This is a genomic window from Gemmiger formicilis (assembly GCF_018784445.1).
In the GTDB taxonomy this organism is placed as follows: Bacteria; Bacillota; Clostridia; order Oscillospirales; family Ruminococcaceae; genus Gemmiger.
Genome location: NZ_WQOH01000052.1, coordinates 265,006 through 290,316, shown reverse-complemented (window position 1 = coordinate 290,316; position 25,311 = coordinate 265,006). Strand labels below are relative to the sequence as shown.

The window sequence follows — 25,311 nt, the reverse complement described above, 5'->3', positions numbered from 1 at the left end:
CCTCACATTCAAAAAGGGATGAAGCGGTAAGCTCCACGGTTCCACCCAAATTGCGCTTATATATAAGGTAAGCGCCGCTCGTGTCGGCTGTAACGGGCCGTACCCGGCGGGGGTTCGCCCCCGCGCTCGGCAGTGGTAAGGCTGCGGGCCGCTGCAAGACCGCTTGCACCACGCAACGTTTGCTGCGGCGGTCGTCTCTGATACAGGACCCTGCACCCCGGTTGTCTGCCTCATGGCTTTGTACAGGATGAAGTTACTCTATTTATAGCACAAGCAAAGTGGGAAGTCAAGGGGGAATTTTTGGGAGGAAAAGCCTCCCTTGTAAAAGGGAGGTGGACGCCGCAGGCGGCCGGAGGGATTCCGACGGGCTTTGCCATAACCGCTCGTCATACCGCGGGTGGCTGGAATCCCTCCGCCTCGCTGTGCTCGGCACCTCCCTTTGACAAGAGAGGCTTTATATTCCGCTCCCGCCAGTTTGCACAAAAAACTTTCCACTCCCCTGCTCTGCCCATGTAAAACGCCGAAGTTATTAAATATACATTGACTTTACATATTTATGCAGTTATACTGTATACATCAACCAAGTGAGGGCTTGGGAAGGTACAAACATTTGAGATACATTGAATCGAGGAGATCATCATGAAAAAAATCACTGCTCTGATGCTCAGCTCCGCTATGATGCTGAGCCTGGCCGCCTGCGGCGGTTCCGCTTCTACCGATACTGCCTCCTCCGAGGCTGCATCTTCTGAGGCTGCATCCTCCGAGGCCGTTTCCACCGAGGAGGCCGCTTCTGCCGACGCTGCCGAACTGACCACCGTCACCGCCGGCAAGCTGACGATGTCCACCAACGCCGCCTTCCCCCCGTATGAGATGACCACCGACAGCGGTGACTTTGAGGGCATCGATGTTGAGGTCGCCGGTGCTATTGCTGAGAAGCTCGGCCTGGAGCTGCAGGTTGACGACATGGACTTTGACGCCGCCCTGCTGGCTGCCCAGAACGGCAAGAGCGACATCGTCATGGCCGGTGTCACCGTCACCGACGAGCGCCAGAAGGTCATGGACTTCTCCGACACCTACGCCGAGGGCATCCAGTCCATCATCGTGCCCGAGGATTCCGACATTGCCTCTGCTGACGATCTGACAGGCAAGGCCATCGGCACCCAGCGCGGCACCACCGGTTACATTTACTGCACCGACGACTTCGGTGAGGACAACGTCATCGCCTACGACGACGGTCTGACCGCTGTGCAGGCCCTGAACAACGGCCAGGTCGATGCCGTCGTCATCGACAACGCCCCGGCTAAGTCCTTCGTGGAGGCTAACCCCGGCCTGAAGATCCTGGACACCGCTTACGCCCAGGAAGACTATGCCATCGGCGTTGCCAAGGGCAACACCGCTCTGCTGGACGCCATCAACAGCGCCTTGGAAGAGCTGTAGGCTGACGGCACCCTGCAGGCCATCGTGGATAAGTACATCACCGCTGAATAAGCGCTTTGCAGCAAGCGGAAAGGCACGCCGGGCCCCGGCGCGCTTTTCTTTTATTTAGTGTGATTTTTCCCGGGAATATGGTATAATACAAATATCGCGCTGTAGGGGTCGCATATATGCGGCCCGCAACCTTCCCGCAGGCAAGAGTTTGCCGGAAAGCTGCGGGCCGGGCATGCCCGGCCCCTACAGGTGTGCTGAATTCAAACAGAAAGAAAGGTTGTGTTGCGGATGGAAGCACAGTTTGAAGCGCTCTCTGAGCTGGCAAAAAGCGGCGAGAAGCTGAACTTCGGGCAGGACTTCTTCGTAAAATTCTACCAGGCATTTCTCTACTCCGACCGCTGGCAGCAGTATATCAAGGGCGTGGGCACCACCCTGCTGGTCACGGCCATTGCGCTGGTGCTGGGCGTGTTGCTGGGGGCCATCGTGGCTATGATCCGCGTGGGCCACGCCCAGCAGAAACCCCACCACCGCAACCCCATCCTTGGCGTGCTGAACGCTGTGTGCAAGGTGTACGTCACGGTCATCCGCGGCACGCCTATGATGGTGCAGCTGCTCATCATGAGCATGGTCATCTTCGCCAGCAGCCGCAACTTTACGATGGTCGGTGCGCTGGCGCTGGGTATCAACTCCGGCGCGTATGTCTCCGAAATCATCCGCGGCGGCCTGATGGCCGTTGACCCCGGCCAGATGGAAGCCGGCCGCAGCCTGGGCCTTAACTACATGACCACGATGTTTGAGATCATCATTCCCCAGGCCATCCGCTCCATCCTGCCGTCCCTGGGCAACGAGTTCATCATGCTGCTGAAGGACTCCTCCCTGATTACCGTCATCGGCGGCAAAGAGCTGTTGTACGCGGCCCAGGGCATCATGAACCGCACCTACGAGGCTATGTTCCCGCTGCTGGGCGTTGCGGCTGTGTATCTGGTGCTGGTCATGCTGTTCAGCGCATTGCTGGCAAAATTTGAGAGGAGGCTGGCGCAAAGTGATCGACGTTAAAGGACTGAAAAAGAACTACGGCGGCCTGCAAGTCTTGAAAGGCGTAGATTTGACCATCAACAAGGGTGACTGCGTTGTATTGGTCGGCCCCTCCGGCTGCGGCAAATCCACGTTCCTGCGCTGTTTGAACCGGCTGGAAGAGCCGGATGGCGGCCACATCATCTTCAACGGCAAGGAAGTCACCGATCACGACATTGACCATGTGCGCCAGAAGATGGGCATGGTGTTCCAGCATTTCAACCTTTTCCCCCACCTGACGGTGAAGAAGAACATCACGCTGGCCCCGGTGCGTCTGGGCCTGATGAAGCAGCCCGAGGCCGACGCCAAGGCCATGGAGCTGCTGGAGCGCATCGGTCTGGCCGACAAGGCGGACACCTACCCCAACATGCTGTCCGGCGGCCAGAAACAGCGCATCGCCATCGTGCGTGCGCTGGCCATGAACCCCGACGTGCTGCTGTTTGACGAGCCGACCTCCGCACTGGACCCCGAGATGGTCGGCGAGGTTTTGGAACTGATGAAGGAGCTTGCCCGCGGCGGCATGACGATGGTCTGCGTCACCCACGAAATGGGCTTTGCCCGCGAGGTGGCGAACCGCATTATCTTTATCGATGAGGGCGTCGTCAAGGTCGACAAACCCCCGAAGGAGTTCTTCGCCAACCCCGAAAACGAGCGCTTGAAAGCATTCTTGTCGAAGGTGCTGTAATTGCATAGAAAAAGCGGTCTGCCGATAGATTTTCGGCAGGCCGCTTTTCGCTTTTATTATGTTGAGTTGTAGGGGCCGCATATGTGCGGCCCGCAGCCTTCCGGGAAACGCCCATTGCCTTTTACGACCGGACCGGGTATGCTCGGCCTCTACTATTATTATAAACGCTTTGGCAAGTTGATTCTTTGCGCATAATGTGGTAAAATAGCACTATTACTATGGATAATTGTGCGACTACGACTTTACACATAAGGAACAGGTATTTTTATGGCTGAAAATCTGCAAACCACCCGCCCGGCCGAGGAGGGCTGGACCACCGTTATACGGCCCAAAACAGGCTGGTTCGATATTGATTTGAACGAGCTGTGGCGCTACCGCGACCTCATCACGATGTTTGTCAAGCGCAACTTTACCGTGCTGTACAAACAGACGATTCTAGGCCCGGCGTGGATCATTCTGAATCCGCTTATCACCACTATTATCTTCAACGTTGTGTTCGGCGGCATGGCCAATATGCCCACCGACGGCGTACCCGGCTTTTTGTTCTACATGGCGGGCAACACGGTCTGGACGTTTTTCGCCAACTGCGTCAACAACACGGCCAATACGTTTGTAACAAACTCGCAGGTGTTCGGCAAGGTCTACTTCCCCCGCCTGACCATGCCCATCAGCCAGGTGCTGACAAGCCTTATCAACTTTGGCATCCAGGCGGTTATGTACCTGATTTTCTGGGGCTATTTCTTCGCCACGGGCAGCGGCATCACCTTTACGCTGTGGGCGCTGGCGATTCCCTTCGTCATGCTGGAAGTCATGCTGCTGGGCCTCGGCGTCGGCATCATCGTTTCCTCTTTAACGACGAAATATCGCGATTTGGCCATCGCCGTGGGCTTCGGCGTGCAGCTTTGGATGTACGCTTCCCCGGTCGTCTACCCGCTGTCGATGCTGGACAATTCCCCGCGTCTGAAAGTGCTGGTCCAGCTAAACCCCATGACGTCGCCTATCGAGATTTTCCGCATGGCGACCTTAGGCACCGGCACGGTCACGGTGTTTGGCATCGTGTACAGTCTGATTTTTACCGCTGCGGCGCTGGTTTTGGGCGTTGTGCTGTTCAGCCGCATTGAAAAAACGTTTATGGATACGGTGTAAGAAAGGGGCGCTTGAATTATGTCTGCAACAGAAAAACGCCCGGTCATCGAAGTTTCGGGGCTGAAAAAACAGTACAAGCTCGGCCAGATTGGCGGCGGCACGCTGACGCATGACCTGCAGAGCTGGTGGGCCCGCGTGCGCGGGAAGGAGGACCCGAACACCGTCATCGGCACCGACCAACGGCTGTTTGGGCAAACCTTTATGGCACTGAACGGTGTTGACCTGACCGTCTACCAGGGCGAGGCGCTGGGCATCATCGGCCGAAACGGCGCGGGCAAATCTACGCTGTTAAAGCTGCTCTCCCGCATCACCGCCCCCACCGAGGGTGAAATCAAGATTCGCGGCCGCGTGGCGTCGATGCTGGAGGTCGGCACCGGCTTCAACAACGAAATGACAGGCCGCGAGAACATCTATATGAACGGCGCAATTCTCGGCATGACCCGCGCCGAAATCGATGCAAAACTGCCGCAGATCATCGAATTTTCCGAGTGCGGCGATTTTATTGACACCCCCGTCAAGCGCTACTCCAGCGGTATGTTCGTGAAACTTGCCTTTGCCGTGGCCGCGCACCTCGACAGTGAAATTATGGTCATGGACGAGGTGCTGGCCGTCGGCGACATGAAATTCCAGCAGAAATGCTTAGGAAAAATGAGCGACGTTGCCAACCAGGACGGCCGCACGGTGCTGTATGTCAGCCATAATATGTCAACGATCCGTCAGCTTTGTACCCGCTGCGTCGTGCTGGACAAGGGCAAGGTCATCTTTGACGGCGACGTCGAGCAGGCTATCGCGGTCTACATGGACACCACTGACGTCAATGTCGTCCACTACGATTTGGCCGATGTGGCCCGCATGACCGGCAGTGCCGGCAAGCGGTTCCGGCTGGAAACGCTGGACTTCGTCGGGAAAGAATCGAGCGTCTTTGCCGACACCGAGAAGATGCGCGTGAAAATCACCTGGCGCGTGTCGGAGCCGTTCGCGGGCATCCACATGAAGATGAACCTCCACGCGCGGGATTCGACGCCGGTGGGCATCACCCACCCGGTGGACCTCGGCCCTGCCGAGCCGGGCAAGGTCTACACCTCGGTGTTTGAGTTTGACCCGAGCCTGCTGGGCGAGGGACAGTATTTCTTCTACCTTGATATTTTTGACGGCGCACTGGCCCATGCGGTTTGCCTGGACAAGCCTGTGACCGAGTTCGCCTTTGAAGTGACCAACAGCGACCTGACGATGCCCGAGTGGGCGTCCGGCTGGGGGCGCATCCACTTCCCGCCGGTCAAGCTGGTGCAGGAGTAAGCCATGAAACCGAATTTGTACATCTGCCACACGGCCTATCAGGTTTTGATAGACCTGCTGCGGGCCGGGCGCTGCGCCTGTGAAAATGGACCCCACACGATGGTGCTTTCCGCGTCCGTGCCCGACACCGCCGCGCTGGCGGCCCGGCTGGACGCGGCCGGCGTTGTTAAGACAGTCATTGTGGACGAGACAAAGTGGCCCGGCACAGTGACAGGCCCCTTTGCCCACCAGCGTGCGGCGCGGGCGTTTGAGAAGCTGTGCGGCTGGAAATTTGACCGCGCAGCGTATGAAAACGTGTATATCCACAACGATTGGAGCGTGCTGGGCCGCTATATGCAGGACTGCCGCGCCGGGTATATCTTGTGCGAAGACACGTTCGGCAGCACCCTTGGCCCCGACCAGCATCTTGTGACCGACCAGCGCGCGGCGGCCGATTTTGCCGCGAAACAGCGCGGAAAAGGCTACCTCTACTGGGGCGACAGCCCATGGTGCGTGCGCATCGAGAGCGAGGACGCCGCGAAGTGTACGCTGTTCCCCGCTGCGCGCATGGTGACGGACAGCAAGGCCATACTGTTGGAGAGCCTGACCGATGCCGAAAAAGCGCTGGTGCGCCGCATATTTTTGACCCAGCCCCTGCCCGAAAAGGCCGACGGCGCAACGCTTTTGCTGCCCCGCAGCTTTGTGGCGGACGGACTGATGACCCAAGGACAGCAGGACGCGATGCTCAAGGCGGTGGCGGAAAAATATGCCGTTGGGCCGCTGTTTATCAAGACCCACCCCCGGGACACGACGGACTATAAAGCCCTGTTCCCTGACGCTACCGTGTTGGAGCGCACGATGCCCAGCGAGGTGCTGAACTTCTGTCTGCCCTTCCATTTTGCCCGCGCCGTGACCGTGCAGAGCTTTGTTTTGCGAGGGTTCACCGCAGCGGATGAAAAAATCCACCTGACGCTGGACGAAGCGAAAAAATTAGTATGACGGTAGGGGCGGGATATGTCCCGCCCTCAACCTGATCGTAATAGAGCGCTTTCCGTAAAGCTGTGGGCCGGGCATGCCCGGCCCCTACATGCGTGGTTCATTTTATATATAAGCCAAATATGCGAGGTATAATACCATGAAAACAATCGCCGTTATCCCCGCGCGTTACGCCAGTACCCGGATGCCGGGCAAGCCGCTGGCGGATGTGCTGGGCAAACCGATGATCTACTGGGTCTACCAGGCCGCCAAGGCCTGCCCGAAGCTGGACGATGTGCTTATTGCCACCGACGACGAGCGCATTGCCGACGCCTGCAAAGCCTACGATATGCGCTACTTGATGACCAGCCCTGACCACGATACCCCCACCGGGCGCATCTGGGAGGTCAGCACCGTGGAGGATGCAGACCTCTACTTGCAGCTGATGGGCGACGAACCGCTGGTCAACCCGGCCGCGTTTGACCTGATCCTGCCCAGCACCCTGCCCGAGGATCCTTATTATGTCGCCGTACTGACCAATATTATGGAACACCCGGCGGATGTCATCGATTTCTCCAATCAAAAGGTCGTGACGAACGCCGCGCGGGAGATTCTGCTGATTTCCCGCAGCCCCATCCCCTACCCCAAAGGCACGCTGGATTTTGAGTACGAGAAAGTCACCGGCATTCAGCTGTACAGCAAGCAGGCGCTGAAATTCTACCACGAGACGCCGAAATCCATCCTGGAAAAGGCCGAGGAAAACGACATGATGCGCTTTATCGAGAACGGCCACAAGGTACACGCCATCGTCAGCCCTTACAAGACGGTCAGTGTGGATACGCCTAAAGATTTGGCGCTGGTAAATGAAATTTTGAAGGAGAAGCAGCATGGCTGATATCAAACTGCTGGACTGCACCCTGCGCGACGGCGGCTATGTCAACAGCTGGCAGTGGGGCTTCGGCTCTGCGAGGCGCATCATCCAGACGCTGACCCGCGCGGGCGTGGACGTCGTCGAGGTGGGCTTTCTGCGCAATGTGGACGGCTACGACCCCGACGTGACGGTCTGCAACACCATCGAGGAACTGAACCGCCTGCTGCCCGACGAGAGCCAGCGTGGCCACACGATGTATTCCGGCATGGCGATGCGCTCGAACTACGATATCTCGAAGCTGTCCCCCTACGACGGCCACGGCATCGAAATTATCCGCATCACCGCCCATGACTACGACATTAAAGACGGCATGGACTTTGCCCGCCGCATCAAAGAACTGGGTTACAAAGTCTCCATCAACCCCATCAACATCATGGGGTACAGCGACAAAGACCTGCTCTGGATCTTTGAGCAGGTCAACGAGATCCACCCCTGGCAGTTCTCCATCGTGGATACCTTCGGCAGCATGCGCCGCCGTGACCTGGAGCGCATTGTCAGCATGGCCGACCACAACCTGGCCCCGGATATCCGCCTGGCGCTGCACCTGCATGAGAATATGGCCCTGAGCTTCTGTCTGGCACAGGAGTTCTTGGACAAGCATCTGCGCCGCGACCTGGCCGTGGACGGCAGCCTGATGGGCATGGGGCGCATCCCCGGCAACCTGCCCATTGAGCTGATCGCCGACTATATGAACGAGTATTTCGGCGGCCACTACAACATTGATGATTTGATGGACGCCATCCAGGACCACATTGCGCCCATCAAGGGTGAGTGCGCCTGGGGCTACACCCCGGCCTACTTCCTGTCGGCCAAGTTCAATCTGCATCGTAACTATGCCGAACATTATCTCGGCAAGGGCGATTTGACGAACCGCGACATCAACCACATCCTGGCGGCCATCGCGCCGGACAAAAAGACTGTGTTTGACGCCGCCTACGCTGATACGCTCTACACCGAGTACAAGAACCGCCGCACCGACGACACCGCCGCGCTGGCTGCCTTGCAGGCCACCTTTACGGGGAAAACCGTGCGGGTGCTGGCCCCCGGCGCAAGCCTTGCCACCGAGGCAGGCCGTGCGGCCGTGGCGGCGGCACAGGCTGACGTGACCGTCTCGGCCAACTTTGTGCCGGAGTTTGTCAAGCCGGACTATGCGTTCTTCACCAACGCCAAGCGCTTTGATGAGGACGCCGCCTACCCCTGCCCGCTGATTTTGACGAGCAACCTGCGCGCTGACAAGGGCGCGGCGGTCGTCAACTATGACCGCCTCTCCGCCACCGACGCCCAGGGCGGCAACAGCGTTTTGATGCTGCTGCGGCTGCTGCGGCTCTGCGGCGCGGCTAAGGTGCTGCTGGCCGGTGCCGACGGCTACAAGGCGGGCACGGCGGCCTACGCTGACGCCGGGCTGCACACCCACACCGGGCGCGGCGTGGCCTACAACGCTCAGATGGCGGGGGCCATCCGCGCAGCGGGCCTGCCGGTGGCGTTCATCACCCCCAGCGAGTACGAGAGGGCCTGACCATGATACGATTGCTGGTGCTGGATGTGGACGGCACAATGACCGACGGCGGTGTCTACTACGACGCCACCGGCAACGAGACGAAGAAGTTCGCCATCAAAGACGGCGCCGGGCTGGTGCTAGCCCGCACGGCGGGCATCCGGGTGATGATCTGCACCGGGCGCGAGTGTGAGGCTGTGCGCCGCCGTGCTGCGGATTTAAAAATCACTGACGTATACCAGAACGTTGGCAAAAAGGCGGCGTTCCTGCGCGGTTTTATGGCCGAGAACCACTACGCGCGGGAAGAAGTCGCCTACTGCGGCGACGATTTGAATGACCTGGCGGCCATGGCGCTGTGCGGTTTTGTGGCCTGCCCGGCGGACGCCGCTGCGGAGGTGAAAGCCCGCGCCGATTACATCTGCCCCCAGCGCGGCGGCGAGGGTGCCGTGCGCGGTGCCGTGGAGAAGATTCTGCGCGGGGACGGACGATGGAAGGACGCCGTGCAAAAGGCGTTTGATGTTGAGCTATAATTGGGAGAACCCATGAAACAACAATGGAAAAACCATAAACCCCTGCTGGCCGCTCTGGCGACGCTGGCCGTGCTGCTGGCGGGCGTGGTGCTCATCTGGCTGGCGCAGGTGCGCCCCAACGTGGGCAAGGGCCGCAGCGAGATCATCACCGATTTCCTGCGTGCGGAGCTGATCCATGACGGTGAGACCGCCGAACAGGTGTTTACCTACGACAAGGATATTTTGACGATAGGCCTTGAATTTTACCTGCCGGGCGCACAGCCCAGCGGCGAGCTGGATGTAGTGCTCTATGACGCCGACACCGGCGAGGAGCTGGCCCGCTCGGTGGGAACGATGGACTATATCGTGCCTGACCAGTACACGACGCTGGGCCTGGACCCCGCCGTGACCGGGCAGGAGGGCCGCCGCTACCGGCTGACCGTGACGCCCCACTACACGACCGACGCGATTCTGGCCGTTGGCCACAGCGACGGCGTGGCGCTTTGGAAAGAGCAGATGTCGGTGGCTGACCGCGCCGTGGACGGCACGATGGCCATGCAGATCACCTACCAGCGCATCGGCGGCTACCTGACCCGGTTCTTCCTGGTCGTGGGCGGCTTTGCGGCGCTGCTGGCAGCATTTGCCGTGTGGGCAGTGCTGAGCAAAAAACTGGCGTTGCACCGTCTGATATTTGTTCTGGCGCTGGGCCTTGGGCTGCTGTACAGCTTTGTGCTGCCGCCCTACGCCGCGCCGGACGAAAAATACCACATCAACCAGAGCTTCACCCTCGCCTGCCGCTGGGCCAACGATTTGTCCCGCGGTGAATGGCGGATGGGCAAAGTGCCCACGACGACCTCCTTCCGCCGCGTAGGCGACGAGGACGCCGATTTGCAGGACGAGAACACGACGGTCTTTACCTGGGAGGAGTTTACCTCCGGGCTGTTCACGACGACGGACCAGCCATTTGACAGCCACCAGGAGTACAACGAACTGCAGACCGACCAGAACCCGCTTTTGTATGTGGTCAGTGCGGCGGCGGTGTTCCTGGCGTATGTGCTGCACCTGGGGTTTGCCCCGGCGCTGTTCCTGGGGCGGCTGGCAAACCTACTGCTGTTTGCGGCGCTGGCGGCGCTGGCCGTGAAGGTCGTGCCGTTTGGCAAGCGGGTGTTCACCGTGGCGGCGCTGTTGCCCATGACGCTGCACCTGGCGGCCAGCTTCAGCCGCGATGCCCCGCTGCTGGGGCTGTGCTTCGCCTTTACGGCGCTGCTGCTGGATGCGGCCTTCGGACCCGAAAAGCAGAAGGCTCTCTCCCCTGCCCGGCTAGCGCTGCTGCTGGGTTGTGGTGTGCTGCTGGCCCCCGGCAAGCTTGTTTACCTGCCGCTGGCCGCGCTGTTGCTGGTGGTGCCCGCAGCCCGACTGGGCCACCACGCCAAAGCAAAAAAGTGCGGCTACCTGGCCGTCTGCCTGGCGCTGGCCCTGCTGCTGAACACCGGCCTGCTGACCGACACGCTGCACAGCGGCGCGGTGCAGGAGCCTGCAGCCGCAGCGGCCGAGCCGGCCTGCAGTGACCGCGCCGCCAAGGGTACGCCGACACCGGCCGACTGGGAATATGAGGCGCAGATCAACGAGAACTCGCTGGAAAACTATGTAAAACGGCTATACTATTATGTGGAGGATAACGCCGTGCCCGCCAAGAGCGAGGTGGACTTCTGGGTGCAGGCTCTGCGCGAGAAGGATGTGACCCCCGCCGTGCTGGGACAGAGCTTCCTTTTTGCAGCGGATAAGGCCAACACCTACACGGACGCGCAGGCGTTCTATACCGAGGCATCGCTCGTGCTGTTCGGCACCGATGTGACGGTGGGTAATGCAGATGCCTACCTGCCCTATTTTACTGAGGGCGGCGCGGTGCAGGCGTACAAGCAGCTGTTCAGCCTGCCCAGCTGTCAGGAGCAGTTTGCCGGGCTGGGCGTTGAAGTCGGCTCAATGGATGACCGCATCCCGCTGGACCGCGCCGAACTGGCAAAAGAGGTCGAGGCCGCCCGCGCGACCCGCAGTACCCAGAGCACGGCGGATGAGGCCGACAAGACTACCTATACGCCCGGGTACATCCTGCGGCATCCCGTGGCCACTGTCATGCTGTTTGTGCGCAGCGCCGTGGAAAACGGCGACCACTATATCCGCACGCTGGTGGGCGGCAGTTTAAGCTACTACACCGTGGATCTGGCCTGGGGCTGGGTCGTGGTGCTGTACCTGCTGCTGGCCTATGCGGCCCTGCCGGTGCAGGGCGCGGCGCTGGCCCCCTGTGGCAAAGCCCGCGGCTGGTGCTGCGCGGCGACAGTGGTCAGCTGCCTGCTGGCTGTGGCCGGCTGCCTGCTGTGGACGCCCACCCATTACGAGACACTGTACGGTCTGCAGGGGCGGTATTTCCTGCCGGTTCTGCCGCTGCTGCTCCTGACCTGCCTGCCCCGCCGCCTGGCCGCCGTGCCCGACGAGGATACGGCGCAGTCCCACCTGACTCTGGCCCTGGCGCTGGTGCAGGCGGGCGTTGTGGTCAATATCATGCTGGCAGTGATTGCACGATAAAAAGGCTTACACTATGGTTATTTGCTTCTTCTCCACCCAATACCTCCCCACTCCCGGCGGGGTCGAGCGGTATACCTGGAACTTGGCGCGGCGGTGCGTCGCGGCGGGGCACCGGGCGCTCGTGGTCACGGCGTCGCTGCCGGGTCTGCCCGCGCGGGAGACCGACCCCGACGGTATCGAAATTTTTCGCCTGCCGTCGTACCCTGTCATGGGCGGGCGGTTCCCGGTGTTGCATCCCTTCGTTGACGCTGGTGACCTGTGGGCGCAGGACATCGACTTTGCGGTCATCCAGACCCGGATGTACCCCCAAAGCGTCTGGGCAGCCCGCCAGTGCAAGCGGCGGGGCATCCCGGCGCTGGTCATCGACCACTCTACCGGCTATATGATGCACGGCGGGCTGGCCGGGGCGCTGGGCAAAGCCTATGAGCACGCCGCCTGCGGCTGTATCCGCCGCTGTGGGTTCCCCTTCTACGGCGTTTCGGGGGACGTCTGCCGCTGGCTGCAGACCTTTGGCATCACGGCGGCGGGCCGCCTGCCCAACGCTGTTGATCCGGATGAGCTGGACAAACTGGCCCGCGCCGAGAACGCCGTAGACTGGCGCACCAAACTGAATGTGCCCGCGGGCGGCAAGCTCATCGCCTTTGTCGGGCGGCTCATCCCCGAAAAAGGCGCACTGCGCCTTGCCAACGCCGTGCAGGCCATCCCCGGTTGTGTGCTGGCCGTGGCTGGCACCGGCCCGGAGGAACCGTCTCTCGCCGCGCTGGGCGGCCCCATCCACGTGCTGGGTGCGCTGCCGCATGAGCAAATCGTCCAGCTGCTGGCCCAGGCGGACGCCTACTGCCTGCCGACGGAATACGCCGAGGGCTTCCCTACCACCCTTTTGGAGGCTGCGGCCTGCCGCTGCCCCATCGTGACGACCCGCACGGCGGGCACCGGGGAGCTGCTGCCCGGGGACGATTACGCAGTCTTTCTGGCTGACGCATCCACCCAAACCATCCGCGCCGGGCTGGATACCCTGATGGCGGATCCTGTTGCTGCGGCCGCCCGGGCCGAAAAAGCCCACGAAAACCTTTGCAGCCACTTTACATGGCAGGCTGTGTTTGCTACAATGATGGAAATTGTAAATGCAGCCAAAAGGAGCTAAGATGTCAAAACTACTCATCGTCATCCCCGCCCATAACGAGGAAGCCAACATCGTGCAGGTCGTGGAGGAACTGACCCGCGACTATCCCCAGTATGATTACGTGGTCGTCAACGATGGCAGCCGCGACAAAACGGCGGCCATCTGCCGCGCCCACGGCTATCGCCTCATTGATCTGCCGGTCAACCTGGGGTTGGCGGGCGCGTTCCAGACCGGGCTGCGCTTTGCCGCCGAAAATGACTACGACTGCGCCATGCAGATGGACGCCGACGGCCAGCATAAGCCGGAATATATCGAAGCTATGCTGAAAGAACTGGAAGCAGGCAGCGATATCGTCATTGGCAGCCGCTTTTTGACCGTGAAAAAGCCCAAGACGCTGCGGATGCTGGGCAGCTACATCATCAGCTGGTCCATACGGCTGACGACGGGCCGCGCCATCTGCGACCCGACGAGCGGGATGCGGATGTTCAACCGCGCTATGGTCGAGGAATTTGCCCAGAACCTCAACTACGGCCCCGAACCGGACACCATCAGCTACCTGATCAAAAACGGCGCGACCGTCAAGGAAGTGCAGGTGGAAATGGGCGAACGCATGGCGGGCCAGAGCTACCTGACCTTCTGGCGCAGTGTGCAGTATATGGTCAAAATGTCCATCTCGATTTTGCTGATCCAGTGGTTCCGCAAGCGGGACACCGAGACCCCCTACCCCGAAAGGAGCCTGTGAAATGTTCGATCAAACGCTCATTCGCATCTGCCTGATCCTGGGCAGCTTCATCACGGCGGGGTATATCCTGCGGCGCGTGCGGCAGGCAAAAGTCCAGATCGAGGATACGATCTTCTGGCTGCTGTTCAGTGCGGCGCTGCTGATTCTGGCTATTTTCCCAGGCATTGCCTACTGGGCCGCCAACCTGCTGGGCTTCATGAGCCCCATCAACTTCGTCTACGTCGTCATCATCTTCCTGCTGCTGGCTAAGCAGTTTTTCATGTCCATCAAATTGAGCCAGCTGGACAGCAAGGTGCGCATCCTGACCGAGCAGGTCGCGCTGAACGAGGAAAAAGTGGAGCGGGACAAGCTGGACCTGTAAAGGCTTCCCCCAGGGGGAAAGGCATTTGCAATAAAAATTTGTATTCCGGCAAAATCTATGCTATAATATAGTATTGACTAAACAGAAAGAAGGTTTCAGATATGGCATATACCCCGAAACTGACCTATAAGGGCCGCCCGCTGGTGCGCTGCGGCAACGATATCTACTACGGCTCCATGAAAGATCCGTTCGTCGTTTACCTGCAGGTGCTCTCCACCAAGAAGGAAAACGGCGTCGACGTGGCCGATAAGGTGCACATCGTCCTGCTCTCCACCGACGAGACGAAGCCCCTGCCCGAGCGCATTGCCCGCCAGGCCAACAAGGTGGGCCTGTACAACGCGCTCTCCTTCGGCGATATCATGCTGCAGGGCGCATTGCAGAAAAAGTAAGCAATAAACCTTTTGCCCCGGTGTACTGCGCCGGGGCATTTCTTGTAGGGGGGCAACTATGCCGCAAAAACGACAACACGCCGCGGCCCTGCTGGAGGTGCTGGCCTGCCTGACGCTGGCGCTGGTGCTGTACCATAGCCTGGCGGGTGGTACGCTATTGCAAGCCGGGCCGTACAACAGCTACGCGTTGCAGGCCGAAAACTGGCTGGCCGGACGCAATTACATCGCCGACGGTGAAAGCTACCCTTGGCTGGAACTGGCTGTCTACGAGGGGCGGTACTACCAGTCCTTCCCGCCGGTGCCCGCCGTGCTGATGCTGCCCCTTGTGGCGGCGTTCGGCGGCTGGCAGGCGCTGCCGGGCGGGCTTATTATGCTGGAGCTGGCGCTGCTCTGTGCGGCGGGGGGCTACCTGTGCTGTATGCGCAGCGGCATGGCCCCGGATACTTGCGCTTATTTTACAGTGTTTGTCAGCATGGGATCCAACCTCTTTTGGATGTCCACCAGCGATGGCGTATGGTTCTTGGCCCAGCTGTGCGGGCTGCTGTTTGCCGTGTGGGGGCTGTACTTTGTCCAGGGGCGCAGCCCGGGACAAACAGCGCTGGCTTCGCTCTGCATGGCGCTGGCCGTGGGTTGCCGACCCTTCTACGCGCTGCTGCTGGCCTGCTGGCTGGTGTGGCGAGCGTATAAACAGCGCAGCGTGTGCGCCATCCTCCCTGCCCTACTGCCCGCCGCAGCGGTCGCAGTAGGCATGATGGCCTACAACTACGTGCGGTTTGGCAGTGTGACGGAGTTCGGCCACAACTACCTGCCGGAGTTTACCCGTGCCGACTACGGCCAATTCAGCCTGCACTACCTGCTGCCAAACCTGCTGCAGTTGCTGCGCCCGGTCACGCTGGACGCCCAGGGCGTGCTGCAATTTGAGAAGTTCAACGGCTTTTTGTTTTTCATAGCAAACCCGCTGTTCCTGCTGGCGATGCTGCGCGGTGCGGCGGTCAGCCTGCCAGGTCGCACAGAGCCGCGCCGGAACGACCTGCCCCTGCCCGCCGCCGGCCGATGCATTGCGGCGGTCTGCGCGGTGCTGACAGCGCTGACCTGTATGCACCGAACGTTGGGCGGCTGGCAGTTCGGCGCACGGTACATGGTGGATCTGTTTCCCTGGCTGCTTATCTGGTTCATGGCGCGGCCCACCTGGCGGCCCGGCGCGGGAGCCAAAGCCCTGTGCGGGATGGCGGTGTTGTTCAATCTGTACGGTGCGGTGTATATGCTGGGGGCGTGAGGCAAGCAGGTGGTGGATGCGGGCGCATATGGAATGCACCCCTGCGGCGTAGGAGACGATGCGTCTGTCGCAAACTGTGCGGGCGGATGCAAGCATCCGCCCCTACATAACGAGAACATACCCAAAATAAAACCCGCCCCGCGGCCAAAACTGGCTGCGGGGCGGGTGCTGTTATGCGGGGGTAAAATTACTGATCCTGCTTGTCGGTCTCCTCGGCGGAGTCCTCCTCGGTGCCTTCCAGCTCAACGTCGAAGGTCGCGCCGCAGTGGGGGCAGACCAGGTCACCCTCGGGATCCATCAGGGTTTCCTCATCCAGGGTGGAGATCTGGCCGCAGTTCGGGCAGGTCACCTCGTACATGGTGCTGTCGTCGTCTTCGTCTTCCTCATCCTCGTCGTCGTCATCGGCATAGAGGTCGCTGACGATATCGTCAACATCCTGATCCAGCGTCTCCAGTTCGTCGTAGACTTGATCCAGGGCGTCGTCATGCTCGGTGACCTGAGCAGCCATCTCTTCCAGCAGGTCCATCATGGCGGCAATGACTTTGCCGTTCTTGGAGTCTGCGTCAAATTCCATACCGGTCATCAGGCCGCGGATGTAGGCGGCCTTTGCATTCAGATCCATAGCCATAATTCAATCCTCCCTAATGTTAAAAAATGCCGGGCGCGGCGGTACGGCCATGCCCGGCAAAGAGAAACAAAATTAGTTCACGCGCTCCATATACTCGCCGGTGCGGGTATCGATGCGAATCTTGTCGCCCTCGTTGATGAACAGGGGCACGCGGATCTCGGCACCGGTCTCAACGGTGGCGGGCTTCAGGGTGTTGGTGGCGGTGTTGCCCTTGACACCCGGCTCGGTAGCGGTGACTTCCAGCTCAACAAAGTTGGGGATCTCAACGCTGAAAACCTTGCCCTTGTAGCTCAGCAGCTTGCAGGTGTCATTCTCCTTGCAGAACTTGAAGTTATCGGGCACGTCAGCAGCACCAACAGGGATATCGTCGTAGGTCTCAACATCCATGAAATGGTACAGATCGCCGTCCTCGTAAGAGTAGGTGACCTCACGGCGCTCGATGAAAGCCTGCGGGAACTTAGCGGTCGGGTTGTAGCTGGTCTCAACAACAGAGCCGGTGATGACGTTCTTGGTCTTGGTACGGACGAAGGCAGCGCCCTTGCCCGGCTTGACGTGCTGGAACTCAACGACCTGAAGGACCTGGCCGTCCTGCTCGAAGGTGACACCGTTACGGAATTCGCCTGCAGAAATCATATAGAAATTCCTCCAATATTAGATTATACATACCTGTATTTATTTTACAGGAAAGTCGGCATTTTTTCAAGCCCTGTTCGGACTTTTTTGCGTGAAATTTGCTAAATTTTGTGTTTTTTATAGGGCGGCATAGGTTTTTGCCAGCGTGGCGGCGTCCTCAGCCTGCGTTCCGGCAGACTCGCAGATTATGGTGGGCGCTAAACCACGCTCCTTCAGCAGCGCCAGCAGCGGCGCGTGGGGTGGGCCAAACTCGGTATCCGCAAAGGTCAGGTGGCACTTTTCCCCACCCTTGGTGTAGGCAATGCGGGAAAAATGCGCGTGGAAGTGTACGGCACGGTCGTCGCCCAAACGCGCCGCCAGCGTGTCCAGCAGGGCGGCGTAATCGGCGGGCGCGGTGGCGGCGGCAAACTGCTCGCCGCAGCTGCGGGCGTACAGATGCCCGAAATCGATGCAGGGCGTGATGCGCTTGTCGACCTCGCACAGGGCCAGCACCTCGTCCAGCGTGCCCAGCTGGTTGATCTTGCCCATCGTTTCGGGGCAGAGAATGCAGTCGCCGTAGCCGGCTTCGTCGCAGGCTTTAACAGCGCGGGCCATCGTGTCCAGCGCCTTTTCCAGCGCAGCCTCCCGGCTCTGCTTGCCGCAGGAGCCGGAGTGGAAGATGACACGCCGCCCGCCCAGCGCCTTGACGAGGGCGCAGCTTTGCAGCAGGTAGTCGATGCTGTTCAGCCGCTTGTCCTCCTCCAGGCTCGACATACTGATATAGTACGGTGCGTGGACCGAGAGGGCGATATTTTGCTTTGCACAGGCGGCGCCCAAGGCGGCGGCCTTGTCGTGGGCCAGCCGCACGCCGCGGCCGCACTGGTACTCAAACGCCGTCAGGCCAAAGCCTGCCGTGTAGGCGGCGATGGCGGCGGGGTCAAACTTTTTGACCGTGTAGCTGTCGGCCAGCCCGGCCGTGCCGAAACGCGGAGTGTCACTCATACAGCTTGCCGCCCTTCTGATAGTATTTGTCGATCCAGTACGGTTCAAACTTGCGCTTTAACAGCACAAATTTGTTTTTGTCGTGGTTCGTGCGGGGCATCAGGTACAAGCAGGGGCAGCCGTACAGCCCGGCGGCCATCCGGTCGGCAAAAATCTGGTCGCCGACCATGGCCATCTCGCTTTTTTGGCAGCCCAGCCGCCGCCGCGCTACCCGCAGGCCGACGGTGAACGGCTTGCAGGCCAGCGGCACCCAGTCCAGGCCGATGCGCTCCGCAAAGGGACGCACCCGCTTGGCGGTGTTGTTGGACACAATGGTCAGTTTGATGCCCGCCGCGCGCATTTCATCCAGCCAGGCCTGGACGGATGGCTCCAGCACCTGGCTGTTGTCACCGGTCAGGGTGTTGTCTACGTCCAGCACCAGCGCCTTGATGCCATGTGCCGCGAGAAAATCCGGGTGGATGCACTCGATGGTTTTGAAAATATATTCAGGGGTTAAAATCATGGGTGTGACCTTTTTAAAGATGGCCGCATCGCTGCCGCCGATAAAATAAAAGTGCAGGCCCGCGCGTAACGCGAACCTGCACAGTCGTTCGTTGTAAGATACCTTACTTAAACTTGCGCTTGCGGGCAGCCTCGGACTTCTTCTTGCGCTTAACGGAAGGCTTCTCATAAGCCTCGCGCTTGCGGACCTCAGCTAACACGCCGCTGCGAGCAGTGCTGCGCTTAAAACGGCGCAGAGCGCTCTCGAGGGACTCGCCCTCTTTGACACGGATCTCCGACATCTTCTTCCCTCCCTTGACCTGAGACAGGAGTTTGCCGGTCAAATACTATTAACCAGTAAACAAGATTATACTATAAAAGCCCCCCTGATGTCAACAACAATTTTCGCTAAAATGAAAATTTTTAAAATGTTCATAAATGGTGGGGTGGTCTGCCCTCAGGCCGCCGCACTTTGCCTTTAGAACTACTTTAGCCTTTAGTTGTAGGGGGCGGCGTCCTCGTCGCCCCGTACCCTCGCCGTCACATCCCCCTGATCCTATGCCACACCCACAGCGCCCCATAAATCACGGGCTGGTGCAGCATATACACAAACAGCGTGTTCCGTCCAACAGCACAGAGCGGCGCTGCCGCAGCTGGGGCCTCTCCCCTGCTCGGGTGCCACAGCCGCGCCAAAAACACGCCGCACCAGAACAAAAACACCCACGGTATGACCGGGAAATAATCCGCCGAGGTGAACCGCGTCAAGTCCGGCAGGCCCAGCCAGAACCAGTTTGCCTTGTACAGCCCCGCAGGCAGGGCGCAGAGGTGCCAATTCTCAAAGCCTAAATACCCATAGGGAAGCTGATTCGTCAGCGCAAACAGCGCCGCAGACGTCGCCAGCCCCATCCCGGCTGGCACGCGCTGCAAAAGCGGATACACCAGGCAGGTCAGCAGCACGGCGGCGGCGTTTAGGTGCAGCACGCCGAACCAGATGGCTTCCGACGGCATGAATACCGCCGTCACAACCGTGAGCACCGCCGCGCACCCGGCCACCAGTAGGCCGTTTTTGACCGGCTTGCGGGCCAGCGGAAAGCTGAATCCCGACAGCACAATAAAGCTCCAACAGATATATTGCTGCCACACATGGCACCCCGGGGCCCAGATATCGTACCAGCGGCTGGCATGGCCGAACACATATACCCAGTCGTACATGCCGTGGTAGACCAGCATATTCAGCAGCGCCAGCCCGCGCAGGGCGTCCGGCAGCCACATCCGGTTGGTTTTGGTGCGCAATACAGGCATGTTACCGCCTCTTTCTCAAATTTTACCGATACTTTATTGTAGCACAGTTGCCTGCACCTTGCAATCGGTGCGGTTTTGCGATACAATATCCTGGATAAGGAGTGTGAAACTATGCAGGACATCCGCCTTGTGGCGCTGGACCTTGACGGTACGGTTTTCAACGATAAAAAGGAGATCACCCCCCGCACGCTGGCGGCCATCCGCACGGCCTGTGAGCGTGGCGTGGCGGTGCTGCCCGCTACCGGCCGCACGGCAAGCGGTGTGCCGGAGGCGTTCACCGCCATTCCCGGCGTGCGGTACGCGCTGACCTCCAACGGTGCCAGCGTCGTGGACCTGCAGACCGGCGAGCAGCTGGTGAACCAGCCGTTCAAGACCGAGGACGCGCTGAAAATCTATGATATCCTGGAGGGTGGTGCCGGCATGATGAGCATTTTCATCGGCGGCAAAAGCTACACCACCCGCGAAAACGCCGAGCAGCACATGGACATGGTTCCGGAAAATCTGCGCACCTACTTCCGCACGACCCGCCTGGAAGTTGCGGATATGCACAAAACGCTGCGCGACCACGCCCACGAGATTGAAAAGTACAGTATGATCTACGCCACCGAAGCCGAGCGCGACGCTGCCTGGCACGAGGTGCTGGCCGCCTGCCCCGGCATGGAGCTGACGAGCAGCCTGCCCTGCAACATGGAAATCAACGCCCCCGGTGTGACAAAGGGCAGCGGCCTGATGGCGCTGGCCCGCACGCTGGGCCTGACCCGGGCGCAGGTCATGGCTGTGGGTGACTCCGGCAACGACTGCGCCATGATCGAGGCTGCGGGCTTGGGTGTGGCGATGGGCAACGCCACCGACGATATCAAGAAAATTGCCGATGTTACGACGGATGATAACAATCATGACGGTGTGGCAGCTGCGATTGAGAACTATGTTTTATAAGATATGAAATAAAATATACGAGAGGTAAACCTATGAAGAACGTTCTGGTAGGGCAGTCGGGTGGCCCGACTGCTGTCATCAACTCCAGCCTGGCGGGTGTCTACGAGACCGCGAAGGCCTGCGGTGCACCCCATGTCTACGGTATGCAGTATGGCATTGAGGGCGTGCTGGAGGGCAAGCTCGTTGACTTGGACACGGTCCTGGGCGATAAGATGGATATTGAGCTGCTCAAGCGTACGCCGTCCAGCTTCTTGGGAAGCTGCCGCCACAAGCTGCCCGACCCCACGGTGGACGAGAAGCCGTTTTTGCAGCTGTTTGAGCTGTTCAAGCAGTACGACATCGGCGCGGTGTTCTACATTGGCGGTAATGACTCGATGGACACGATCTCCAAATTGAGTGCCTACGGCAAGACCGTAAACAGCGAGATCCGCTTCATTGGCGTACCCAAGACCATCGACAACGACCTGATGCTGACCGACCACACCCCCGGCTACGGCAGTGCAGCGAAGTACATTGCCACGATTTTGAAGGAAGTCATCTGCGATTCCAGCGTCTACGACCTGCGCAGCGTGACGGTGGCGGAGATCATGGGCCGCCACACCGGCTGGCTGGCCGCTGCCGCCAGCCTGGCCGCAGGCCCGGACTGCAACGGCCCCGACCTGATTCTGCTGCCCGAGCGCCCCTTTGACGAGGAAGCGTTCCTGGCCCGCGTCGCAGAGCTGGAAAAGGAGCGCCACAATGTCATTATCGCAGTCAGCGAGGGCGTGAAGAATAAGGACGGCGTTTTCTTGTGTGACCTGGTCTCCACGGCCGGGCAGCTGGACGCCTTCGGCCACAAGGCAATTTTGAGCGGCACGAGCCGCTACCTGGCGGACCTGATCCGCGTGCGCCTGGGCTGCAAGACCCGCGCCATCGAATTCTCGACGTTGCAGCGCTGCGCCAGCCACCTGGCCAGCCGCACCGACGTGACCGAAGCCTACCAGGTGGGCGGCGCAGCGGTGGAGGCCGCCGTGCGCGGCGAAACCGCCAAGATGGCAGCCATCAAGCGCCTGAGTGACCAACCCTACCGCGTGGAGACCGAGATGGTCGATGTGACGCAGGTCGCAAACTTTGAAAAAACGGTCCCCGACGAATGGATCACCGCGGACGGTATGCACGTCAACGAGAAGTTTGAGCGCTACGCCCGCCCACTGATCCAGGCCGAGCTGACGCCCATCTACATCAACGGCGTGCCGCGGCATATTCATCTGTGATAGAGCAAAATGCCTCCCTTGTCAAAGGGAGGTGCCGAGCTATGCGAGGCGAAGGGATTCCTGCCCGGCTGCGGGCGTGAGCGCGTGTAAGGCAACGCCCGTCGGAATCCCTCCGGCCGCCTTCGGCGTCCACCTCCCTTTAACAAGGGAGGCTTTTTTGTTTGTTACAAACAAAAAAGGACCCGCATCCCTGCGGATCCTTAAAAGCTATCAATCTGTACGAGATCAGCCGGAGACCTTCTCCTTCAGGCGGCCGCTGGCCTTGAAGCCGGGGATAGCGGTCGGCTCCAGCTTGCTGGTGACCTTGGTCTTGGGGTTGGTGAAGTTCTTGGTCTGGCGCTCACGCATCTCGAAACGGCCAAAGCCTGCGATGGTGACCTTGTCGCCGCTCTTGAGCACATCGCCGATGGTGCCGAAAATACCGTCCATAACCTTCTCCACTTCAGCGGCGGTCATGTTGGTGTCATTGGCAACCTTGGTAATCAACTGAGATCTCGTCATGATATTTTTAACTCCTATCCTTATAGGCACACATAGCCTTTATTATTACGTTGTTTATTATAGAGAAAATTGTGCGCAGAATCAAGAGTTTTTTCGCAAAAAGGCGGTTTTTCGGCAAAAATCATAAAATTTGCGAACGGAATCCGGCAAAAAGTGGCATATGGCAAAAAATGCACGTTCTGCGCTGGAATATCCGAGCGGCGCAGCGCGTTACAAGCCCATCTGCGCGGCGTCGGGGTAGCTGGCGATCGCACCGCTGCCCTGTACGCTGATGCCGCAGAATTTATTAGAGAACGCAAGCCATTTGTCCAACCGTGGAGCGGTCAGACCGGCCAGCGCAGCGCGGTCAGCACCGGCGGCGTGCAGCTGCCACAAAAACGACCCGATAAAGCCATCCCCTGCCCCGGTGGTATCCACGGCCCTGACGGGCTGGCAGGGCGCGCAGCCGTGCGCAGAATGGGTGTAGGCGTGGGCCCCGGCGCTGCCGCATGTGTAGAGCACGAGCTGCACGTTCCCGACAAAGAGCGTGGGCAGTGCGGTGTCAATGTTCGCTGTGCCGGTCAGAAATTCCAGCTCCTCGTCGGAGATTTTGACTATGTCGGCCAGCGGAAGAAATTCCAGCACGGTGCGGCGCAGCGCCTCGCGGTCGGGCCAGAGCGGGAACCGCAGGTTCGGGTCAAAGCTGATGATGGCCCCGGCCTGCCGTGCGGCGGCAATGGCGGTCTTGTGGGCCTCGCGCATGGGGCTTTCGACCAGCGCTACGCTGCAAAAATGCAGAGCAAACGCTGTGTCAAACAGGGTGGTGTCCACCTGTTCCGGCGCGTAGAGCAGATCCGCCGACGGCTTGCGGTAGAAGCTGAAAGTGCGGTTGCCGTCGGCTTCCAGAGAGACAAAGGCCAGCGCGGTGTTGGCTTTGTCTGTGAAGGCAATGTGCGCCGTATCGATGCCGCAGGCCGCCAGCTCGTCGGCAATTTTATGGCCGAAGGGGTCATCGCCCAGCTGGGTCAACAGCGCGGAAGCACCGCCCAGCTTGGTGAACGCGCCGCAGACATTGGCGGGAGCACCGCCTACCCGGGGCGCAAAGGCGGGTACCTCGGCAAAGGCGCAACCGCTTTTGGACGGTATCATGTCGATCAGCGCTTCGCCAATCGCGTACAAAGTATCACGAGCCATAGCGGACCTCCTTACAGATTCAGCGGGTAGACTGCGGCGGTAAAGTTGGCGGGCCGCAGTGTGACCTGGCCCCCGGCGGGGTAGTACCGGGTGGACAGAACGGCCGCGCCGTCGTTGAGGAAAATTTCCAGCGAGGACGCATCCCCCACCACCCGTAGACGGCGGCATGGCGCATCCAGCACCACACAGCGGCTCGTGCGGCCGCCGGACATGGCGGCGTCGGTAAAGGTCAGGCAGCAGGTGCGGTCGGCGTCACTGTAAGCCAGCGTCAGCCCGCCGTCAAAGCCCAGAGAGAAGTCCCCGCCAGGGGCAGCAACCAGGTCGAAGCAGGCATCCACGGCCTGCTCTGCACCGTCTGTGGCGGTCACAGCGGCCCCGCGGCGGGCGGCCAGCTCGGACACCGGGTTCTGCAGGATGTGCCCGGCATTGTCCCGGGTCAGCACCCGGGGAATCGTCATGCAGTGCTGCCAGCCGTAGGCCACGGTGGCGGCGTTGCCATAGGCGGCGTCGGGCATACCCATCCAGCCGATTTGAATGCGGCGGCCCGTCTCGTCGGTAAAGCTCTGGGGCGCGTAGTAGTCGAAGCCAAAATCCGCGTGGTAGAAATCGCCGAGGATGCAGTCCCTGCGCCAGTCGCCGTAGATCGGGAAGTATCCGCAGCCGTAGACGTTCTGGCACTCGATGCCTTGGGGGGACACGGCCAGGAACCACTGGCCGTCCAGCTGGAACAAATCGGGGCACTCCCACATAAAGCCGAAGGGCTCGGGCGTGGTCAGCGTGTTGGTGTGTCGCCAGGTATACTTGTCCTCGCTTTCCAAGACAAGCACCTCTCCCCTGTCCTCGACCGTGCGGGCACCCAGCACCATGTAATAGCGGCCCTCGCAGGCAAAGACTTTGGGGTCGCGCACATGGCAGGTCAGCCCGGCGGGATAGTCCTTGTTATACATAAGGCACTGCTTGCTGTCGATGTGCAGCCCATCGCGGCTGACAGCCAGGCAGACATTGTGGCCGCGCCCTTGTTTGATGTAGTCAAACGCCCCGGGGTACTTGACGTTGCCGGTGTAGTACAGGTACATCGTGCCGTCCTCGACGAGGGCTGAGCCGGAGTAGACGCCGTGGCAGTCGAACGGCTCATCGGGGTAAAGCATCGTGGGCTGGTAGTCCCAGTGGAGCAGGTCACGGCTGGTGACATGCCCCCAGTGTTTGACGCCACCGTTCACATCGAAGGGACCGTACTGGAAGAAAGCGTGGTAGGTATCGCCAATCTTGCACAGGCCGTTGGGGTCGTTGAGCCAGCCCACCATCGGCTGGATGTGGAATTTCTGGCGGTGGGGGTCGCTGGCGGCTTTCTCCGCACCCAAGGATTCCACCAGGGGAACCAGTTTTTTCAAGTCACGCTGTAAGGCGTTCATGGTATTACCTCATTTGTTTG

General features: G+C 60.1%; 26 protein-coding genes. 17 read left to right on the top strand and 9 right to left on the bottom strand.

Features of this window, described 5'->3' with window-relative positions; translation table 11 throughout:
* The first annotated feature begins 639 nt into the window (after positions 1-639).
* The 15 genes from GPK89_RS13875 to GPK89_RS13805 all read left to right on the top strand — a co-directional run bounded on the left by GPK89_RS13875 (position 640) and on the right by GPK89_RS13805 (position 15,992).
* Positions 640-1,437 (top strand): transporter substrate-binding domain-containing protein, encoded by a 798-nt coding sequence (locus GPK89_RS13875; RefSeq protein WP_215694014.1) that lies wholly within the window; start codon positions 640-642, stop codon positions 1,435-1,437.
* 279 nt (positions 1,438-1,716) lie between these two features.
* The gene (locus GPK89_RS13870) at positions 1,717-2,484 is read left to right on the top strand and encodes an amino acid ABC transporter permease (protein WP_215694011.1); all 768 of its coding nucleotides are present in this window, start codon (positions 1,717-1,719) and stop codon (positions 2,482-2,484) included.
* Positions 2,471-3,187 (top strand): amino acid ABC transporter ATP-binding protein, encoded by a 717-nt coding sequence (locus GPK89_RS13865; protein ID WP_215694009.1) that lies wholly within the window; start codon positions 2,471-2,473, stop codon positions 3,185-3,187. The genes GPK89_RS13870 and GPK89_RS13865 overlap by 14 nt, the downstream gene beginning before the upstream one ends.
* A gap of 267 nt (positions 3,188-3,454) precedes the next feature.
* Positions 3,455-4,333, top strand: coding sequence for an ABC transporter permease (locus tag GPK89_RS13860; RefSeq protein WP_215694007.1), 879 nt, complete (start codon positions 3,455-3,457; stop codon positions 4,331-4,333).
* Positions 4,334-4,351: 18 nt separating this feature from the next.
* On the top strand, positions 4,352-5,629 hold the full coding sequence (locus GPK89_RS13855; RefSeq protein ID WP_215694002.1) for an ABC transporter ATP-binding protein: 1,278 nt from the start codon (positions 4,352-4,354) through the stop codon (positions 5,627-5,629).
* A 3-nt stretch (positions 5,630-5,632) separates the two neighbouring features.
* On the top strand, positions 5,633-6,607 hold the full coding sequence (locus GPK89_RS13850) for a glycosyltransferase family 52 (RefSeq protein ID WP_215694000.1): 975 nt from the start codon (positions 5,633-5,635) through the stop codon (positions 6,605-6,607).
* A 136-nt stretch (positions 6,608-6,743) separates the two neighbouring features.
* Positions 6,744-7,478 carry a 3-deoxy-manno-octulosonate cytidylyltransferase gene (locus GPK89_RS13845; RefSeq protein ID WP_215693998.1) on the top strand — a complete coding sequence of 245 codons (735 nt, stop codon included), beginning with the start codon at positions 6,744-6,746 and terminating at the stop codon, positions 7,476-7,478.
* The gene (locus tag GPK89_RS13840; protein WP_215693995.1) at positions 7,471-9,030 is read left to right on the top strand and encodes an aldolase catalytic domain-containing protein; all 1,560 of its coding nucleotides are present in this window, start codon (positions 7,471-7,473) and stop codon (positions 9,028-9,030) included. The genes GPK89_RS13845 and GPK89_RS13840 overlap by 8 nt, the downstream gene beginning before the upstream one ends.
* A 2-nt stretch (positions 9,031-9,032) precedes the next feature.
* Positions 9,033-9,539 (top strand): KdsC family phosphatase, encoded by a 507-nt coding sequence (locus GPK89_RS13835; protein WP_215693993.1) that lies wholly within the window; start codon positions 9,033-9,035, stop codon positions 9,537-9,539.
* Between the two features lie 12 nt (positions 9,540-9,551).
* Positions 9,552-12,101, top strand: coding sequence for a DUF2142 domain-containing protein (locus tag GPK89_RS13830; protein WP_215693990.1), 2,550 nt, complete (start codon positions 9,552-9,554; stop codon positions 12,099-12,101).
* Positions 12,102-12,114: 13 nt separating this feature from the next.
* The gene (locus GPK89_RS13825) at positions 12,115-13,245 is read left to right on the top strand and encodes a glycosyltransferase family 4 protein (protein ID WP_215693989.1); all 1,131 of its coding nucleotides are present in this window, start codon (positions 12,115-12,117) and stop codon (positions 13,243-13,245) included.
* Between the two features lies 1 nt (position 13,246).
* On the top strand, positions 13,247-13,966 hold the full coding sequence (locus GPK89_RS13820) for a glycosyltransferase family 2 protein (protein ID WP_215693987.1): 720 nt from the start codon (positions 13,247-13,249) through the stop codon (positions 13,964-13,966).
* Between the two features lies 1 nt (position 13,967).
* Entirely contained in the window at positions 13,968-14,327 is a 360-nt protein-coding gene (locus GPK89_RS13815) for a DUF2304 domain-containing protein (protein WP_215693986.1), read from the top strand.
* Between the two features lie 101 nt (positions 14,328-14,428).
* On the top strand, positions 14,429-14,716 hold the full coding sequence (locus tag GPK89_RS13810) for a hypothetical protein (protein ID WP_215693984.1): 288 nt from the start codon (positions 14,429-14,431) through the stop codon (positions 14,714-14,716).
* Positions 14,717-14,774: 58 nt separating this feature from the next.
* A complete protein-coding gene (locus GPK89_RS13805; protein ID WP_215693982.1) occupies positions 14,775-15,992 on the top strand; it encodes a hypothetical protein in 1,218 nt (405 codons plus the stop codon).
* Between the two features lie 187 nt (positions 15,993-16,179).
* Here GPK89_RS13805 and GPK89_RS13800 read toward each other — a convergent pair whose 3' ends face one another.
* The 6 genes from GPK89_RS13800 to GPK89_RS13775 form a co-directional block, all read right to left on the bottom strand.
* Positions 16,180-16,620, bottom strand: coding sequence for a CD1247 N-terminal domain-containing protein (locus GPK89_RS13800; RefSeq protein WP_215693980.1), 441 nt, complete (start codon positions 16,618-16,620; stop codon positions 16,180-16,182).
* Positions 16,621-16,692: 72 nt separating this feature from the next.
* A complete protein-coding gene (gene efp, locus GPK89_RS13795) occupies positions 16,693-17,253 on the bottom strand; it encodes an elongation factor P (RefSeq protein WP_078783163.1) in 561 nt (186 codons plus the stop codon).
* 117 nt (positions 17,254-17,370) lie between these two features.
* Complete coding sequence (locus GPK89_RS13790) at positions 17,371-18,234, bottom strand: TIM barrel protein (protein WP_215693978.1); 864 nt, start codon at positions 18,232-18,234, stop codon at positions 17,371-17,373.
* Positions 18,227-18,736 (bottom strand): YqeG family HAD IIIA-type phosphatase, encoded by a 510-nt coding sequence (locus GPK89_RS13785; RefSeq protein WP_215693976.1) that lies wholly within the window; start codon positions 18,734-18,736, stop codon positions 18,227-18,229. Before GPK89_RS13785 ends, GPK89_RS13790 begins: the two co-directional genes overlap by 8 nt.
* A 103-nt stretch (positions 18,737-18,839) precedes the next feature.
* Positions 18,840-19,016: a 30S ribosomal protein S21 gene (gene rpsU / locus GPK89_RS13780; protein ID WP_005928271.1), complete on the bottom strand. Its 177-nt coding sequence runs from the start codon at positions 19,014-19,016 to the stop codon at positions 18,840-18,842.
* Positions 19,017-19,254: 238 nt separating this feature from the next.
* The gene (locus GPK89_RS13775; protein WP_215693974.1) at positions 19,255-20,016 is read right to left on the bottom strand and encodes a heparan-alpha-glucosaminide N-acetyltransferase; all 762 of its coding nucleotides are present in this window, start codon (positions 20,014-20,016) and stop codon (positions 19,255-19,257) included.
* A gap of 111 nt (positions 20,017-20,127) precedes the next feature.
* Here GPK89_RS13775 and GPK89_RS13770 point away from each other — a divergent pair, with 111 nt between their 5' ends.
* The gene (locus GPK89_RS13770) at positions 20,128-20,952 is read left to right on the top strand and encodes a Cof-type HAD-IIB family hydrolase (protein ID WP_215693972.1); all 825 of its coding nucleotides are present in this window, start codon (positions 20,128-20,130) and stop codon (positions 20,950-20,952) included.
* A 32-nt stretch (positions 20,953-20,984) separates the two neighbouring features.
* Positions 20,985-22,205 (top strand): 6-phosphofructokinase, encoded by a 1,221-nt coding sequence (locus tag GPK89_RS13765; protein WP_215693970.1) that lies wholly within the window; start codon positions 20,985-20,987, stop codon positions 22,203-22,205.
* A gap of 225 nt (positions 22,206-22,430) precedes the next feature.
* On the opposite strand, the gene GPK89_RS13760 is transcribed toward GPK89_RS13765, so the two are convergent.
* The 3 genes from GPK89_RS13760 to GPK89_RS13750 form a co-directional block, all read right to left on the bottom strand.
* Entirely contained in the window at positions 22,431-22,736 is a 306-nt protein-coding gene (locus GPK89_RS13760) for an HU family DNA-binding protein (RefSeq protein ID WP_227595201.1), read from the bottom strand.
* A gap of 180 nt (positions 22,737-22,916) precedes the next feature.
* Positions 22,917-23,879 (bottom strand): carbohydrate kinase family protein, encoded by a 963-nt coding sequence (locus GPK89_RS13755; RefSeq protein ID WP_215693967.1) that lies wholly within the window; start codon positions 23,877-23,879, stop codon positions 22,917-22,919.
* Between the two features lie 11 nt (positions 23,880-23,890).
* Entirely contained in the window at positions 23,891-25,291 is a 1,401-nt protein-coding gene (locus GPK89_RS13750) for a glycoside hydrolase family 32 protein (protein ID WP_215693965.1), read from the bottom strand.
* Positions 25,292-25,311 lie beyond the last annotated feature (20 nt).

Excerpts from the sequence above, each read along its gene's own strand:
- GPK89_RS13815 (WP_215693986.1), top strand. The coding sequence starts at position 13,968 with ATGTTCGATCAAACGCTCATTCGCATCTGCCTGATCCTGGGCAGCTTC.
- GPK89_RS13775 (WP_215693974.1), bottom strand. The coding sequence starts at position 20,016 with ATGCCTGTATTGCGCACCAAAACCAACCGGATGTGGCTGCCGGACGCC.
- GPK89_RS13860 (WP_215694007.1), top strand. The coding sequence starts at position 3,455 with ATGGCTGAAAATCTGCAAACCACCCGCCCGGCCGAGGAGGGCTGGACC.
- GPK89_RS13875 (WP_215694014.1), top strand. The coding sequence starts at position 640 with ATGAAAAAAATCACTGCTCTGATGCTCAGCTCCGCTATGATGCTGAGC.
- rpsU (WP_005928271.1), bottom strand. The coding sequence starts at position 19,016 with ATGTCGGAGATCCGTGTCAAAGAGGGCGAGTCCCTCGAGAGCGCTCTG.
- GPK89_RS13835 (WP_215693993.1), top strand. The coding sequence starts at position 9,033 with ATGATACGATTGCTGGTGCTGGATGTGGACGGCACAATGACCGACGGC.
- GPK89_RS13870 (WP_215694011.1), top strand. The coding sequence starts at position 1,717 with ATGGAAGCACAGTTTGAAGCGCTCTCTGAGCTGGCAAAAAGCGGCGAG.
- GPK89_RS13840 (WP_215693995.1), top strand. The coding sequence starts at position 7,471 with ATGGCTGATATCAAACTGCTGGACTGCACCCTGCGCGACGGCGGCTAT.
- GPK89_RS13805 (WP_215693982.1), top strand. The coding sequence starts at position 14,775 with ATGCCGCAAAAACGACAACACGCCGCGGCCCTGCTGGAGGTGCTGGCC.
- GPK89_RS13820 (WP_215693987.1), top strand. The coding sequence starts at position 13,247 with ATGTCAAAACTACTCATCGTCATCCCCGCCCATAACGAGGAAGCCAAC.
- GPK89_RS13785 (WP_215693976.1), bottom strand. The coding sequence starts at position 18,736 with ATGATTTTAACCCCTGAATATATTTTCAAAACCATCGAGTGCATCCAC.
- GPK89_RS13825 (WP_215693989.1), top strand. The coding sequence starts at position 12,115 with ATGGTTATTTGCTTCTTCTCCACCCAATACCTCCCCACTCCCGGCGGG.
- GPK89_RS13850 (WP_215694000.1), top strand. The coding sequence starts at position 5,633 with ATGAAACCGAATTTGTACATCTGCCACACGGCCTATCAGGTTTTGATA.
- GPK89_RS13790 (WP_215693978.1), bottom strand. The coding sequence starts at position 18,234 with ATGAGTGACACTCCGCGTTTCGGCACGGCCGGGCTGGCCGACAGCTAC.
- GPK89_RS13810 (WP_215693984.1), top strand. The coding sequence starts at position 14,429 with ATGGCATATACCCCGAAACTGACCTATAAGGGCCGCCCGCTGGTGCGC.
- GPK89_RS13750 (WP_215693965.1), bottom strand. The coding sequence starts at position 25,291 with ATGAACGCCTTACAGCGTGACTTGAAAAAACTGGTTCCCCTGGTGGAA.
- efp (WP_078783163.1), bottom strand. The coding sequence starts at position 17,253 with ATGATTTCTGCAGGCGAATTCCGTAACGGTGTCACCTTCGAGCAGGAC.
- GPK89_RS13855 (WP_215694002.1), top strand. The coding sequence starts at position 4,352 with ATGTCTGCAACAGAAAAACGCCCGGTCATCGAAGTTTCGGGGCTGAAA.
- GPK89_RS13770 (WP_215693972.1), top strand. The coding sequence starts at position 20,128 with ATGCAGGACATCCGCCTTGTGGCGCTGGACCTTGACGGTACGGTTTTC.
- GPK89_RS13830 (WP_215693990.1), top strand. The coding sequence starts at position 9,552 with ATGAAACAACAATGGAAAAACCATAAACCCCTGCTGGCCGCTCTGGCG.
- GPK89_RS13845 (WP_215693998.1), top strand. The coding sequence starts at position 6,744 with ATGAAAACAATCGCCGTTATCCCCGCGCGTTACGCCAGTACCCGGATG.
- GPK89_RS13800 (WP_215693980.1), bottom strand. The coding sequence starts at position 16,620 with ATGGCTATGGATCTGAATGCAAAGGCCGCCTACATCCGCGGCCTGATG.
- GPK89_RS13765 (WP_215693970.1), top strand. The coding sequence starts at position 20,985 with ATGAAGAACGTTCTGGTAGGGCAGTCGGGTGGCCCGACTGCTGTCATC.
- GPK89_RS13755 (WP_215693967.1), bottom strand. The coding sequence starts at position 23,879 with ATGGCTCGTGATACTTTGTACGCGATTGGCGAAGCGCTGATCGACATG.